This is a genomic window from Streptomyces iranensis, assembly GCF_017874715.1.
GTDB classification, from domain to species: domain Bacteria; phylum Actinomycetota; class Actinomycetes; order Streptomycetales; family Streptomycetaceae; genus Streptomyces; species Streptomyces iranensis.
Window position 1 is genome coordinate 243,066 of the sequence record NZ_JAGGLR010000017.1, and the last position, 14,386, is coordinate 257,451.

The window sequence follows — 14,386 nt, forward strand, 5'->3', positions numbered from 1 at the left end:
TCTCTCCTCAGGGTGCGGACAGGTCGAGTTGGTCGGGGAGCGGGCGGTGCGGATCGTCCCACAGGAGGGCCATATGGCTGCCGTGATGGCTCTCATCGGCCTCGCTCGCCGACCGGAGTTTGCGTAGGTGCTGAGGCAGAGACCTCAGCCGTTCGGTGCGGAGCAGGGTCTCCAACTCGGCCTGCGCGGCGGCGCCCTCCGCCTCGCCATGCCATATGAGAACGGGCACTCCGCCGAACAGACAGGCGTTGAAGACCTCCGAACGAGCCCGCACCGGGGAAGTCAGCACCACGCCCGGAGCGTCCTCCTGGCCCTGGAGGTCGCCGTTGACCTGCTTGAACGTCTCATAGTGGGCGGACAGCCAGTGCAGATCCTCGGCACCCGCCGTACAGGCCCTCTCCCAGCGCCGCTCCCACAGATGCCGTTGATGCTCCCGGAGTTCGGTGCAGCGCACGACGACCGGATAGTCCGTGCCGAGCGAGCGCTCCAGGGGCCCATCGGCGTCGAGCTGCCAGCGGTGCACGGCCAGTTCCAGGTCGGTGGGGGTCACGAAGAACTCCACCAAGGTGTCATGGGTGCGGGCATGCCTGCTCAGGAGGTGGTCGAGGCCACGCTGTATCTCCTCCAGGGAGGCGGGGGTGTCCACCTTGGCCAGGGCGTGGACGTCCTCGCCGCGCCGCGTCCACACCTCGTACGCACGCCGCTGTCCGGGCCCGCTGGACGGGTGGAGCCGGATCTGGATCCTCCCCCAGCTACCGCTGTGAGGTGCCCCCTGGTCCTGGGCGAGCCCGGCCGCCCTGACGGCCTCGGCGTACTCCGTGGCCTCGCCGCGCCGCTCCATCAGCTGGCCCTTCAGCCCCAGCCGTTCGGCGCACCGCAGCGACCAGGCGCGCAGATCGGCGGCGACCGGTCCGTCGTCGACGGCCGCGAAGCGCTCCACGACCCTGAGCAGTTGGGGAAGCTGGTCCGGCTTGGGCAGCAGCTCCTCCAGCGCGTCGGCGAGCCGGGCCGGATCGTGGAACACCAGGTCGACCAGGCCGAACAGCGTCCGGGCCGCCTCGGCGAGGTCGCACCGCCCCCGCTGCCCCAGCCGCTCCAGCAGCCCGGCCAGCTCCGCGTACTCGGTGCGGGTCAGCCACTGGTTCTGCAGCACGTGGCACGCCTTGCGGATCTCCGTGCGGACCGGGGCCTGGGCGCTGAGCTCCGCGAGGAGGGTGACGGTGCCGTGCGGGTTCTCCAGCGCCCAGTCGACCAGCTCCTCGGCCGAGGGAGGCGTCGTGGCCGGCGGGTCGGTGGTGAACTGCTCGCAGAGCCCGACGACGACCTCCCCCGCGCGACCGGGATGCGCCCCCAGCAGCGCCCCGATCGCGTGGATCAACTTGCCGCGCTCCCGCCGCTGCTGCTCGTCCAGCGGCGAAGGGGGCGGGCCGAGCGGGATGTCCCCGCCGTTCCCGTGCCCCCTGCTGATGTGCACGGTCGGGAACTGCCGCAGGCCCTCTTCCCGGCCCAGCCGCACGAACTCGTCCTGGACCCCCTGCCACACCTGGTCGAGGTCCGGTGCCACGCCACCGGCGGAGGCCGCCTCGAGCTGCCGTAACAGCACGGAGGTGAACAGGCCCGCGCCCTGCTGGTTCTTGGACACCGCCCCGGGCTGGCAGGCGCGCATCCAGTAGATCTCGCGGTCCTTGTTGATCACCGGCTTCCTGGTGAGCCACTCCGGGTCGGCGACCATCGTGTGGGTGCGGAGGGGAAGGGCCTGCCAGCAGGCGTCGATGATCACGGTGATCCGGTCCACCCCCCGCTTCGGCAGATGGTCGGTGCGCAGCAGCGTCATCAGGTTCAGCGCGTCGAGACCCCGCATGTCCCGGTCCCGGGTCTCCGGGTACAGCAGGCTCCAGCGGCCTCCCGGGGCCTGTACGCCGTGCCCCGCCCAGTAGATCCACAGCCGGTCCGCGTCGAGGGAGCTCAGCTCCTCCATGAAGACCTTACGGATGATGGGGCCGTCCGCCGGGCGGTAGTCGCGGTCCGCCGCTTCCACGGCGGCCTTGTTCCCCTCCGTGGGCGAGGCCAGCAGACGGATGTTCTCCGGCGGCACGCCCAGCCCGGTCAGCCACGTCCGCATCGCGAGCGCGTCGTTCACCGGACCGTCAAGGGTCCAGCCGTCGCTGCCGCTGTACTGCTCGACCGCCACGATCACGGCGTGGGTGCGGCGCCAGTCGTGCTCCACCGCTGTCACTTCGGCAGCTCCGGGGCCAGCAGGTCGTACAGCCGCTGGTGGGCGAAGTACGAGGTGTGGGCGCGCGGAAAGGGCTGGCGGGTGTTGACGCGCAGATCGGTGACCCGGCCGGGGAAGACCTTCTCCCCGACGAAGCCGAGCAGATCCTGCTCGTCGTAGACGTTGATCCAGCGGGGGAAGGCGCCGGGCAGCGGTTCGTCGCGGCGCAGCGCGGTGAGCGCGTCCAGCTCGTAGAGGAACGGCGCCTGGGAGCCGACCGTCACCAGCAGCTCCACCCCGGCGGGCGGATCGGGCTCGGCGAGCAGATCGACACAGGCGATACCGCCGAGGCTGTGGGCGAGCAGCACCACCGGGCCGTTCCCCGACTCGATCGCGGCGCGCACCGCCGCCCGGATCGCATCGCGCACCCCGGCGCCGCGCACCTGGTAGCGGAGGATGTCGCCACTTGCCGGGACGGACTTGGTGGTGATCGTGCCCCGGAAGGTGTGGGCCAGTGAGGAGAGCGGCGAGAGATAGGAGTTGAGCGCCCGTACGGCGACGCCCTTCGCGGCACCGGCGACGAAGCCGCTCCGGTCGGTGCCGCCCAGCTGATCGCTGAGCGCGCCGACGACCGTGTCGCGGTCGGCGCCGTCCACCGCGAGCGGCTCGTCGTCGCCGTACGGGCCCTCGGCGCGCTGGACGGCCAGGGCGTACACGGCGCGGGCCGCGATGGGCTCGACGCCGTCGGCGGGCGAGGTACCGCCCAGACTGCCGGAGATCTCGTCGGCCACGCGGTCGGCGGCCTCGTCGAGATGCGGCGCGAGATCCGCGAGCAGCCGCGGCAGGCTGCCACCGGACTCCACCGCCTCGGGCGCCACCAACTCCAGCGTCAGCCCGCGCACCTTGTCGGCGACGGTCTCCCAGGGATCGACGCGGCCGGGCGCGAAGCCCGTCTCCTCGCCGTCGTCGTGCGCCGCCTGCGCGAACTCCCGCAGCTCCGCGAGCGGATCCACCTCCAGCAGCGCCCACACGGCCAGCGGATCGTCCTCCTCCAGCACGCCGTCACCGCCGACGCCGCGGTTCTTGGTGCGCACCGGGAGCGACGCCCCGCCGAGCCCCAGCGAGGCTCCGTGCTCCTCGCCCCAGAGACAGCGGGCGACCCGGATATCGGCTCTCACCCGCCCCAGGCCGCTCACGACCCGCGCGAAGCTCTTGTCGTACGACTTGGCCCGGACCCCCGTGCCGTGGACGAAGACGACGCTTGTCACCGATCCCCCCAGATCGTCCAGATCCCACCGCGACCACGAGCCCATCACTTTAACCGGTGATGCCCCCATGTGACCCCCGGACTACCGGGCTCGCCCCGGCCCACCCGGCTTACGCCCCTTACCCGCCTTACGCCCCGGTCTACCCGCCTTACGCCCTGGTCTACCCGGCTTACGCCCCGGTCTACCCGGCTCAGCCGCCCGAGGTGTCGAGCTCCGCGTCCGCGCCGACGCCCGCGCAGTCGTACGGGTCGTCCAGCCAGCCGTCGGGCAGCACCACGCGGTTGCGGCCCGAGGTGCGGCCGCGCGGGCCGTCCGCGCCGGGGGGCCACTCCTGGTCCAGGTCCAGCTCGGCCAGCAGGGCGTCCAGCTCGGCGAGGGAGGAGGTGATCGCCAGCCGCTTGCGCATCTCCGAGCCCACCGAGAAGCCCTTGGTGTACCAGGCGACATGCTTACGGAAATCGATCACGCCGCGCTGCTCGTCCTCCAGCCACTCGGCGAGCAGCTCGGCATGACGGCGCATCACGGCCGCGACCTCCTTGAGCGTCGGCCGCGCGTACCCCGACGCCCCGGAGCCGGACACCGACGCCCCGGAGCCCGGTTCGAACGCGGCCACCAGGTCGCCGAAGAGCCAAGGCCGCCCCAGGCAGCCGCGCCCGACGACCACGCCGTCACAGCCCGTCCCGCGCATCATCCGGACGGCGTCGTCGGCGGACCAGATGTCGCCGTTGCCCAGCACCGGGATCTCGGGGACGGCCTCCTTCAGGCGGGCGATCGCCTCCCAGTCGGCGGTGCCGCCGTAGTGCTGGGCCGCGGTGCGGCCGTGCAGGGCGATCGCGGTCACGCCCTCCTCGACGGCGATCCGGCCCGCGTCGAGGTAGGTGATGTGGTCGTCGTCGATGCCCTTGCGCATCTTCATGGTCACCGGCAGCGGACCCGCCGCGGTCACGGCCTCGCGCAGGATCGAGCGCAGCAGATGCCGCTTGTACGGGAGCGCCGAGCCGCCGCCCTTACGGGTCACCTTGGGCACCGGGCAGCCGAAGTTGAGGTCGATGTGGTCGGCGAGGTCCTCGTCCACGATCATCTGGACGGCCTTGCCGACGGTCATCGGATCCACCCCGTACAGCTGGATGGAGCGTGGCTTCTCGATGCCGTCGAAGTGGATCAGCCGCATCGTCTTGGCGTCCCGCTCCACCAGCGCCCGGGTGGTGATCATCTCGCTGACGAACAAGCCCCGGCCACCGGAGAACTCCCTGCACAGGGTGCGGAACGGAGCGTTGGTGATCCCGGCCATCGGTGCCAGGACGACCGGCGGCTGGACCATATGGGGACCGATCCGCAGCTGCGTCCGCTCCGTGTGCGGCGTCTGCGGCGATTGCGTCATGGGATCTGCTTCCTCGTGCGTACTACGGTGGGAGGGCGGGGCCGATCTCTTATTGTCCCGCACCCGCGAGAGGGATCGACAGGGCGGTGATGACCGCCGGACCGACGGTATCGATGTAGCGTTCAACCATGCGTGAGCTCAGCCATCGGCGGCGCATGCTTGTGCTGGCGATTTGCTGCATGAGCCTGTTGCTCGTCAGCCTCGACAACACGGTTCTCAATGTCGCGCTGCCCTCGATACGGAGTGATCTGCACGCCTCCGTCTCGGGAATGCAGTGGACGATCGACGCCTACACCCTGGTCCTCGCCGCCCTGCTGATGCTCTCGGGGTCGACGGCCGACCGGGTGGGACGCAAGCGCACCTTCCAGACCGGGCTGGTGATCTTCACCCTCGGATCGGGGCTGTGCAGCCTCGCACCCAATCTGGAAGCGCTGGTGATCTTCCGCATGGTGCAGGCGATCGGCGGTTCGATGCTCAACCCCGTCGCCATGTCGATCATCACCAACGTCTTCACCGAGCCCAGGGAGCGGGCCCGCGCCATCGGGGCCTGGGGCGGGGTCGTCGGGATCAGCATGGCGGCCGGGCCGATCGTGGGCGGACTGCTGGTGGAGTCCGTCGGCTGGCGCTCGATCTTCTGGATAAACCTTCCGGTCGGGCTCGCGGCGCTGTTCCTCACCGCCCGTTACGTCCCCGAGTCGCGTGCCCCCAAGCCGCGCCGGGCCGACCCCATCGGCCAGCTGCTGGTCATCGCGGTGCTGGGCACCCTCACGTACGCGATCATCGAGGCGCCGGACCGCGGCTGGGACTCGCCGCTGATCGCGACCTGTGCGGGGATCGCCGCCCTGGGGCTGCTCACGCTGATCCACTACGAGCGGCGGCGTGCGGAACCGCTGATCGACGTGCGGTTCTTCCACAGCGCGCCGTTCAGCGGGGCGACGGTCGTCGCGGTGTGCGCCTTCGCGGCGCTCGGCGGCTATCTCTTCATGAACACGCTCTACCTCCAGGACGTGCGCGGGCTCAACGCGCTGCACGCCGGGCTGTGGATGCTGCCCATGGCGTTCATGTGCTTCGTCTGCGCGCCGTTGTCCGGGCGGCTGGTGGGCGCCCGCGGGCCACGGCCGTCGATGCTGGTGGCCGGGGTGGCCATAACGGCCAGCGGGGTCCTGTTCGCCGTCTTCGACGCCCAGGCCAGCGATGCGGGGCTGCTGATCGGCTATGTGCTGTTCGGCCTCGGCTTCGGCATGGTCAACGCGCCCATCACCAATACGGCGGTCTCGGGGATGCCCCGCACCCAGGCCGGGGTGGCCGCGGCCGTCGCCTCCACCAGCCGGCAGGTGGGCCAGTCGCTCGGCGTCGCGGTCATCGGCGCGGTGCTGGCAGCGGGCGCCGCGTCGGCGGCTGCGGGCGGAATGGGGCACGCCGCCTCGCCCGCGGCCGCCGCGTCGTTCGTGGACGCGGCCCGCCCCGCGTGGTGGATCATCGCCGCGTGTGGGGCCGTCATCCTGCTGCTGGGGCTGGTGACCACGGGCCGCTGGGCCGAGAAGACGACCCGGCACGCTGCCGCGCTGTTCGAAGAGGGCGCGCCGACGGGCCAGACCTCGGCGAACGCCAAGGCGTAATGGGTAAGGCGGCCGCCCCGGGGCCGTAAGGCGGCCGCAACGGGCCGTAAGGCAGCCGCCCCGGGGCCGTGAGGCAGCCGCAACGGGCCGTGAGGCGCCGCCCCGGGGCACGGCGCGTCAGACCGCCGCCGGGGCCGCCTGCTCCGTTGCGACCTCCTCCGTTGCGGCCTCTTCCGTTGCGGCCTCTTCCGCGAGCGCCAGCGCGTGCAGCCGCGCCAGCCGCTCGTGCGTCTCCACGTCCGCAGGGGTGTACGTGAGCAGCTTGGAGCCCTGCTGGGGGCCGGTCCACAGGCTGGTGGAGGCCAGCCGGAGGATGCCCACCCGCGACTGGCGGTAGACCTTGATCTTGTCACCGGGCCGAAGCACCTCATGCCGCGCCCAGATCTCCCGGAACTCCGACGAGGCGTCCTCCAGCCGCTTCACCATCGCCTTCCAGGCGGGCTCGGCCACATGCTCGGCCATGACGGCCCGGAACTTGGCCGCCATCAGCCGGATCGTCTCGTCCCGGTCCACCAGGCTGGAGCGCCACTCGTCGTTGGTGAAGGCCAGCCACAGGCAGTTCCGGTCTTCCGGCGCCACCTGTTCCAGGTCGCACATCAGCAGCCGGTAGGTGCGGTTGTAGGCGAGCAGGTCGAAGCGGCTGTTCTGGACGCAGGCGGGGAACGGCTCGAGCCGCTCCAGCATGAGCTGCAGCGACTGCGGAACGCCCGTGCACTCGCTCGCCGGGCTCGGGTCGATGGCCCCCGCGAGGGCGAACAGATGGGCGCGCTCGCTGCGGTCCAGGAGCAGCGCGCGGGCGATGGCGTCGAGGACCTGCGCCGAGACATGGATGTCGCGGGCCTGCTCCAGCCAGGTGTACCAGGTCACGCCGACGGCCGAGAGCTGCGCGACCTCCTCGCGGCGCAGCCCGGGGGTGCGCCGACGGCGGCCCCGGGGAAGCCCCACCTGCTCGGGCGTGATCCGCTCCCGGCGGCTGCGAAGGAAAGCGGCAAGCTCGCCCCGCCGTATCTCGGCCCCCGCACTCCTGCTCTCGGCCATGGCACCGGTCGTGGCATCGTGCACCATCGTGGTCATGGCTCCAGGGTGCCCGAGGGCTCAGCCGGTTGCCAGGTAGTTCTTGTACCAGGATAAAGACACTCTGGTACCAGTCTGAGAGACGCGGGATCTTCGTAAGCGTGACCGAAACGCAGATATCCACGATACGAACGAGAACCGCCGCCCCGGGCGCGACGAAGACCCCCGGGCGGACCCACACCTCCTCCGGACCCGCGCTGAGCCCCCTCGGGCTGTTCACCGTGCTGCTGGGCGCGGCGCTGCCGCTGATCGACTTCTTCATCGTCAATGTGGCCCTGCCCACCATGGACCACGACCTCCACGCCGGTCCGGCCGTACTGGAGCTGGTCGTCGCCGGATACGGCGTGGCGTACGCGGTGCTGCTGGTCCTCGGCGGACGGCTGGGCGACACCTTCGGGCGGCGTCGGCTCTTCCTCGCCGGGATGGCGGCCTTCGGGCTGACCTCGCTGGCCTGCGGGCTCGCGCCGGACGCCTGGAGCCTGGTGGGCGCCCGGGTGGCGCAGGGCGCCTCGGCCGCGCTGATGCTTCCGCAGGTGCTGGCCACGATCCACTCCTCGACCAGCGGTTCGCGCCGCGCCCGCGCGCTCAGCATGTACGGCGCGACGGCCGGTCTGTCCATGGTCGCGGGGCAGATCCTGGGCGGTGTGCTGGTGGCCGCCGACATCGCGGGCACCGGGTGGCGCGCGGTGTTCCTGGTCAATGTGCCGGTCGCGCTGATCGGCCTTGTTCTCGCGGTCCGTACGGTCCCCGAGACCCGCTCGAAGCGGCCCGCGCCGGTGGACGTGCCGGGCACGGTGCTGCTGGCGCTGTCGCTGATCACGCTGATGGTGCCGCTGACCGAGGGGCGGGCGGCGGGCTGGCCGCTGTGGACCTGGCTGGGGCTGGGCGCGTTCCCGTTCGTGGCCGCGGCGTTCTACGTCGTGGAGCGGCGCGCGGACCGCGCGGGGAGGACCCCGCTGCTGCCGCCGAGCCTGTTCGCCCTGCCCGGACTGCGGCACGGTCTGGCGATGGTGGTGCCGTTCTCGATCGGTTTCGGCGGCTTCATGTTCGTCATCGCGGTCGCGCTGCAGCAGGGGCTGCGGTACGGGCCGGTGGAGGCCGGGCTGGCGCTGGCGCCGATGGCCACGACGTTCTTCGTGGCCTCGCTGATGGGGCCGCGCCTGGTGGGCCGGTACGGCAGCCGTGTGGTGACCGCGGGCGGGCTGATCCAGGCGGTGGGCATCACGCTGCTGATGCTGGCTGTATGGCGGGACTGGCCGGATCTGTCGCTGGCCGGGCTGCTGCCGGGGGTCGCGCTGGCCGGGTTCGGGCAGGGGCTGCAGCTTCCGGTGCTGATCCGGATCGTGCTGGCAGATGTGCCGAACGAGCGGGCCGGGGTGGGGAGCGGCGTGATGGTCACCACCCAGCAGTCGGCGCTGGCGCTGGGCGTGGCGACGCTCGGCACGCTCTTCCTGTCCCTGGGGCCGTCGGCGGGCATGGGTGACGCGCTGGTCATCACGCTCGCCGCCCAGCTGGCGGCGATCGCGCTGACCCTGCTGATGAGCCTGCGGCTGCCGCGCAAGGTGTCGTAAGGAGGTCGCGGAACGGACCGGGGAACGGACCGCGGAACGGACCGCGGAACAAGCGGAACAACCGAACGGGGTGACTGGTAGGCGATGACAGATATTGAAATCTGTCATCGCATATGCCACGCTTTCCTTGGGCACCCGCCCTCGTTCCCCTTCTCGACATCTCGCCAGCCCAAGGAGCACCCCCGTGCAGAACCGCCAGCTCGGCACCACCGGCCCCCAGGTCTCCGCGATCGGCCTCGGCTGTATGGGCATGTCCGCCATGTACGGCGCCGGCGTCGACCGCGCCGAGTCCATCGCCACCATCCACGCCGCCCTCGACGCCGGGATCACCCTGCTCGACACCGGCGACTTCTACGGCATGGGCCATAACGAAATGCTCATCGGCGAGGCCCTGCGCACCGCCCCCGCCGCCCACCGCGAACGCGCCCTGACCAGCGTGAAGTTCGGCGCCCTGCGCGGCCCGGACGGCGCCTGGACCGGCCATGACGGGCGCCCCGCCGCCATTAAGAACTTCCTCGCGTACTCGCTCCAGCGGCTGGGCACCGACCACATCGACATCTACCGCATCGCCCGCCTCGACCCGGCCGTCCCGGTAGAGGAGACGGTCGGGGCCATCGCCGAGGCCGTACAGGCGGGTTACGTACGGCACATCGGCCTCTCGGAGGTGGGCGCCGAGACCATCCGGCGGGCCGCCGCCGTCGCCCCGATCTCGGATCTCCAGATCGAGTACTCACTGCTCGCGCGCGGTATCGAGGACGAGATCCTGCCCGTCTGCCGTGAGCTGGGCATCGGCATCACCCCGTACGGGGTGCTCTCGCGCGGGCTGATCAGCGGCCACTGGAGCCGGGAGCGCACCACGGACGCCCAGGACTTCCGCAGCAGGGCCCCGCGGTTCCAGGCCGGGAACCTCGACCGCAACCTCGAACTCGTGGAGGCCCTCCGCAAGATCGCCGACGCCAAGGGCGTCAGCGTCGCCCAGATCGCCATCGCGTGGGTGCTCGCGCAGGGCGTCCGGCGTTCCACCGCCATCGTCCCGCTCGTCGGTTCCCGCCGCCGCGACCAGTTGGCCGAGGCCCTGGGCGCGCTTGACGTTACGCTCGACGCCGACGACCTGGCTGCCATCGAGGACGCCGTCCCGGCGGACGCCGCCGCGGGCGACCGCTACCCGGAGGCCCAGATGGCCGCCCTCGACAGCGAGAAGAAGTAAGGGACCCGATGCCGCCGCCGCCCGAGACCCCCCTGACGCCCGCCCGCATCCTCGAAGCCACCGAGGACGTGCTGCGCCGCTACGGCCCCGCGAAGGCCACGGTGGTGGACGTGGCTCGGGCGCTGGGGGTCAGCCACGGCAGCGTCTACCGCCACTTCCGCTCCAAGACGGCGCTGCGCGAGGCGGTCACCGGACGGTGGCTGGACCAGGAGCACGACAGCCTGTCCCGCATCGCCCGCGCCAAGGGCCCGGCGGCCGACCGGCTGGAGGACTGGCTGCTCACCCTGTTCGCCGCCAAGCGCCGTAAGGCGGGCGTCGATCCGGAGCTCTTCGCCACGTATCTGGCGCTGGCCACCGAGAACAGCGAGATCGCCGCGCGCCATGTCGAGACGATGATCGGCCAGCTCACCACGATCGTCGAAAGCGGCATCGCGAGCGGGGAGTTCACGATGCGGGACGCCCATGCCACGGGCCGGGCGCTGTGGGACGCGACGGCGCAGTTCCACGACCCCGTCCACGCGCCACGGTGGTCGGACCCGGACATGGACCCGGCCTTCGCGGCCGTCTGCGAGCTGCTCCTTGACGGTCTGCGGGCCCGTTAGGGGCGTGCTGGCCCGGGGACGTCGCGGAGGACGCGGCTCACTCTTGCCCGGCGGCTCGTGCGGCCGGAGTCGGTGCTGCTGGTCTCGGGCGCGGCGCTGGTCCCCTGGCTGTACGTACTGGCCCGGACGCTGCCGTCCACGGCGCGGGTCGGCCACTGGAACGTCGCTTGGGTGGGCCTGGACGCCCTCGAGGTGCTCGGGCTGCTCTCCACCGCCGCGCTGCGTCGGCGCGGCGACGACCGCCATCGACTGACGGCGGCGGCGACGGGGGCGCTGCTGGTGGTGGACGCGTGGTTCGACACGGTGACGGCCGCGCCGGGCGGGGAGCTGGCGGCGGCGGTCGCGATGGCCCTCTGCGCGGAGCTGCCGCTGGCGGCGGTGTGCACGGCACTGGCCCTCGGCCGGGGACGGCGGACCGTCCACGACGACCCGCGGCTCACCCTTGGGAGGCGGCCCACCAGACGGTGACCGTGGCTGGCTCACCCTTGGGAGGCGGCCCACCAGACGATGACCGCGGCCACCGCGAAACAGGCCAGCATGATGAGGACGACCTGCCGACGTGCCGCCGCGTCGGCGGTCATCCGCGGTGAGCCGAGGGCCCCGTGCGCCTGGGCGAGGTGGTCGAGCCCCTTGTGCCGGGCGCCGCCGTAGGTGATCCGCTCCTGCCAGTCGCAGTGCCGGCAGCCGAGCAGCCGCCGCTGCCCCGGACCGTAGCCGTAGCTCACCTCGAAGACGGTGCCGTCCTCGTGGATGGCGGTGATGTGATGCGTCACGCCTCGCACGACTGGTGAACCCCCCGTTCTGCCGAGTCGACGGGCTCCGGCGCCACGGATCTCGCGTCCGCGGTGCCGGAGCCCGTCGTCGGGTATGTGTCCGGAACCCGTGGTCCGGGCGCGGTGGCCCGGACCGGGTCAGCAGCCGATCAGACGGCCGCCGAGGTAGGACTGGATCTGGTCGAGGGAGACCCGCTCCTGCTTCATGGTGTCGCGCTCGCGCACGGTGACGGCGTTGTCGTCGAGGGTGTCGAAGTCCACGGTGACGCAGAAGGGCGTGCCGATCTCGTCCTGGCGGCGGTAGCGGCGGCCGATCGCGCCCGCGTCGTCGAACTCGATGTTCCAGTGCTTGCGCAGGTCCGCGGCGAGCCCCTTGGCCTTCGGCGAGAGCTGCGGGTTGCGGGACAGCGGCAGCACCGCGACCTTGACCGGCGCCAGCCGCGGGTCGAGCCGCATCACGGTGCGCTTCTCCATCTTGCCCTTGGCGTTGGGCGCCTCGTCCTCGACGTACGCGTCGAGCATGAAGGCCAGCATCGCGCGGCCCACGCCCGCCGCCGGCTCGATGACGTAGGGGGTCCAGCGCTCGCCGGCCTCCTGGTCGAAGTACGACAGGTCCTGGCCGGAGGCGGCGGAGTGCGCCTTCAGGTCGTAGTCGGTGCGGTTGGCCACACCCTCCAGCTCGCCCCACTCCGAGCCGCCGAACTGGAAGCGGTACTCGATGTCAGCGGTGCGCTTGGAGTAGTGGGAGAGCTTCTCCTTGGGGTGGTCGTACCACCGGATGTTCGCCTCCTGGAGACCGAGGTCCCGGTACCAGTTCCAGCGCTGCTCCATCCAGTACTCGTGCCACTTCTCGTCCTCGCCCGGCTTGACGAAGAACTCCATCTCCATCTGCTCGAATTCACGCGTACGGAAGATGAAGTTGCCCGGCGTGATCTCGTTGCGGAACGACTTGCCGAGCTGCGCGATACCGAACGGCGGCTTCCGGCGCGAGGTCTGCTGAACGGCGAGGAAGTTGGTGAAGATGCCCTGGGCGGTCTCGGGGCGCAGATACGCGACCGAGCCGGAGTCCTGGGTCGGGCCGAGGTGGGTGGCGAGCAGCCCGGAGAACTGCTTGGGCTCGGTGAAGCTGCCCTTGTTGCCGCAGTGCGGGCAGTTGACGTCGGCCAGGCCGTTCTCGGGGAGCCGGCCGTGCTTGGCCTCGTACGCCTCCTCCAGGTGGTCCGCGCGGAACCGCTTGTGACAGGAGGTGCACTCGGTGAGCGGGTCCGTGAAGGTGGCGACGTGGCCGGACGCCTCCCACACCTCACGGGCCAGGATCACGGACGAGTCGAGTCCGACGACGTCGTCACGCGAGGTGACCGTGGAACGCCACCATTGCCGCTTGATGTTCTCCTTCAGCTCCACACCGAGCGGTCCGTAGTCCCAGGCGGCGCGCTGGCCGCCGTAGATCTCGCTGCACGGGTAGACGAAGCCACGGCGCTTGCTGAGGCTGACGATGGTGTCGATCTTGTCGGCGGCCACGGTGCTCTCTTCATTGATGACGACATTGACGACGAAGCGAATGCTTCAGGTTACCGGCGGCGGCACCCCCCGGATCAAATCGATAGTCGAAGCGATCAACAAGAGGACACTTGTTGACAATCGTTTCCATCTTTGTTGAAAATGAGAGTCATGAACATACGCCGCCTCAGGCCCACGACCGCCCTCGTGGGAGCCGCCGCACTGGGTCTGACCACCCTCACAGCCTGCTCCACCAACGCCGGAGACGGAAGGACGGACGGCAAGCTGGATGTGGTGGCGTCGTTCTATCCCATGCAGTTCCTCGCCCAGCGGATCGGCGGGAACGCCGTCCACGTCTCCTCCCTGACCAAGCCGGGCGTCGAACCGCACGATCTGGAGATCAGCCCCCGGCAGACCGCCGATCTCAGCAAGGCCGGACTGGTGGTCTACCTCAAGGGGCTCCAGCCCTCCGTCGACCGGGCCATCGCCCAGGCCGAGCCGAGGCAGGTCGCGGACGCCGCCTCGTACACCTCGCTGGAGGACCACGGCACGGAGGTCGAGGGCGAACACGAGCACGGCGGCGAGGGCGAGACGGGGCACGAGGGCGAGGAAGCGCACGAGGGGCACGACCACTCCGGCGACGCGGCCGCCGACCCCCATATCTGGCTGGATCCGGTGCGCTACGCCCAGGTGGCCAAGGGCGTCGGCAAGGCGCTGGAGAAGGCCGACCCCGATCACGCCGCGACGTACAAGAAGAACACCACCGCCCTGGTCAAGGAGCTGAGCACGCTCGATCAGGACTTCCGGAGCGGTTTGAAGGGCCGTTCTTCGGACACCTTCATCACGACCCATGCCGCCTTCGGCTATCTCGCCGAGCGCTACGGCCTGCGGCAGGAGGCGATCTCCGGGCTCGACCCCGAGTCCGAGCCCAGCCCGGCCCGGGTCAAGGGGCTGCACACCATCGCCAAGAAGGACAAGGTCAACACCGTCTTCTTCGAAACCCTGGTGAGCGACCGCACGGCCAGGACGCTGGCGGGCGATCTCCATCTGCGGACCGATGTACTGGACCCGATCGAGGGCATCGGCTCCAAGTCCAAGGGCGACGACTACATCCAGGTCATGCGAGCCAATCTGAAGGCGCTGCGGAAGGCGCTGGGCACCAAGTGACGGAGGAAG

Annotated in this window: 12 protein-coding genes; 6 read left to right on the forward strand and 6 right to left on the reverse strand. The window is 71.0% G+C overall.

Features of this window, described 5'->3' with window-relative positions; all coding sequences use genetic code 11:
• Window positions 1-7: 7 nt before the first annotated feature.
• From J2Z30_RS30000 to dusB, 3 genes are all read right to left on the reverse strand, one after another.
• Window positions 8-2,236, reverse strand: a complete 2,229-nt coding sequence (locus J2Z30_RS30000) for a VMAP-C domain-containing protein (RefSeq protein ID WP_052701594.1) — start codon at window positions 2,234-2,236, stop codon at window positions 8-10.
• Window positions 2,233-3,483: a lipase family protein gene (locus J2Z30_RS51435; protein ID WP_044581957.1), complete on the reverse strand. Its 1,251-nt coding sequence runs from the start codon at window positions 3,481-3,483 to the stop codon at window positions 2,233-2,235. Before J2Z30_RS51435 ends, J2Z30_RS30000 begins: the two co-directional genes overlap by 4 nt.
• A 190-nt stretch (window positions 3,484-3,673) precedes the next feature.
• A complete protein-coding gene (dusB, locus tag J2Z30_RS30010; protein ID WP_044575618.1) occupies window positions 3,674-4,864 on the reverse strand; it encodes a tRNA dihydrouridine synthase DusB in 1,191 nt (396 codons plus the stop codon).
• A gap of 128 nt (window positions 4,865-4,992) precedes the next feature.
• On the opposite strand from dusB, the gene J2Z30_RS30015 reads away from it, so the two are divergent.
• Window positions 4,993-6,483 carry an MFS transporter gene (locus tag J2Z30_RS30015; protein ID WP_044575615.1) on the forward strand — a complete coding sequence of 497 codons (1,491 nt, stop codon included), beginning with the start codon at window positions 4,993-4,995 and terminating at the stop codon, window positions 6,481-6,483.
• Between the two features lie 117 nt (window positions 6,484-6,600).
• On the opposite strand, the gene J2Z30_RS30020 is transcribed toward J2Z30_RS30015, so the two are convergent.
• Complete coding sequence (locus tag J2Z30_RS30020) at window positions 6,601-7,557, reverse strand: helix-turn-helix transcriptional regulator (protein ID WP_372453329.1); 957 nt, start codon at window positions 7,555-7,557, stop codon at window positions 6,601-6,603.
• Window positions 7,558-7,658: 101 nt separating this feature from the next.
• Here J2Z30_RS30020 and J2Z30_RS30025 point away from each other — a divergent pair, with 101 nt between their 5' ends.
• From J2Z30_RS30025 to J2Z30_RS30040, 4 genes are all read left to right on the forward strand, one after another.
• On the forward strand, window positions 7,659-9,128 hold the full coding sequence (locus tag J2Z30_RS30025) for an MFS transporter (protein WP_209468901.1): 1,470 nt from the start codon (window positions 7,659-7,661) through the stop codon (window positions 9,126-9,128).
• A gap of 184 nt (window positions 9,129-9,312) precedes the next feature.
• Window positions 9,313-10,335, forward strand: a complete 1,023-nt coding sequence (locus J2Z30_RS30030; protein ID WP_044575613.1) for an aldo/keto reductase — start codon at window positions 9,313-9,315, stop codon at window positions 10,333-10,335.
• An 8-nt stretch (window positions 10,336-10,343) separates the two neighbouring features.
• The gene (locus J2Z30_RS30035; RefSeq protein WP_044575610.1) at window positions 10,344-10,937 is read left to right on the forward strand and encodes a TetR/AcrR family transcriptional regulator; all 594 of its coding nucleotides are present in this window, start codon (window positions 10,344-10,346) and stop codon (window positions 10,935-10,937) included.
• A 57-nt stretch (window positions 10,938-10,994) separates the two neighbouring features.
• Window positions 10,995-11,405: a hypothetical protein gene (locus J2Z30_RS30040; protein ID WP_044575607.1), complete on the forward strand. Its 411-nt coding sequence runs from the start codon at window positions 10,995-10,997 to the stop codon at window positions 11,403-11,405.
• A gap of 11 nt (window positions 11,406-11,416) precedes the next feature.
• Here J2Z30_RS30040 and J2Z30_RS30045 read toward each other — a convergent pair whose 3' ends face one another.
• Window positions 11,417-11,710 carry a hypothetical protein gene (locus J2Z30_RS30045; RefSeq protein WP_230991655.1) on the reverse strand — a complete coding sequence of 98 codons (294 nt, stop codon included), beginning with the start codon at window positions 11,708-11,710 and terminating at the stop codon, window positions 11,417-11,419.
• A 138-nt stretch (window positions 11,711-11,848) separates the two neighbouring features.
• On the reverse strand, window positions 11,849-13,231 hold the full coding sequence (locus tag J2Z30_RS30050) for a glycine--tRNA ligase (RefSeq protein WP_044575600.1): 1,383 nt from the start codon (window positions 13,229-13,231) through the stop codon (window positions 11,849-11,851).
• Between the two features lie 150 nt (window positions 13,232-13,381).
• On the opposite strand from J2Z30_RS30050, the gene J2Z30_RS30055 reads away from it, so the two are divergent.
• Window positions 13,382-14,377 carry a metal ABC transporter substrate-binding protein gene (locus tag J2Z30_RS30055; RefSeq protein WP_044575597.1) on the forward strand — a complete coding sequence of 332 codons (996 nt, stop codon included), beginning with the start codon at window positions 13,382-13,384 and terminating at the stop codon, window positions 14,375-14,377.
• Window positions 14,378-14,386 lie beyond the last annotated feature (9 nt).

Excerpts from the sequence above, each read along its gene's own strand:
- dusB (WP_044575618.1), bottom strand. The coding sequence starts at position 4,864 with ATGACGCAATCGCCGCAGACGCCGCACACGGAGCGGACGCAGCTGCGG.
- J2Z30_RS30015 (WP_044575615.1), top strand. The coding sequence starts at position 4,993 with ATGCGTGAGCTCAGCCATCGGCGGCGCATGCTTGTGCTGGCGATTTGC.
- J2Z30_RS30055 (WP_044575597.1), top strand. The coding sequence starts at position 13,382 with ATGAACATACGCCGCCTCAGGCCCACGACCGCCCTCGTGGGAGCCGCC.
- J2Z30_RS30035 (WP_044575610.1), top strand. The coding sequence starts at position 10,344 with ATGCCGCCGCCGCCCGAGACCCCCCTGACGCCCGCCCGCATCCTCGAA.
- J2Z30_RS30020 (WP_372453329.1), bottom strand. The coding sequence starts at position 7,557 with ATGACCACGATGGTGCACGATGCCACGACCGGTGCCATGGCCGAGAGC.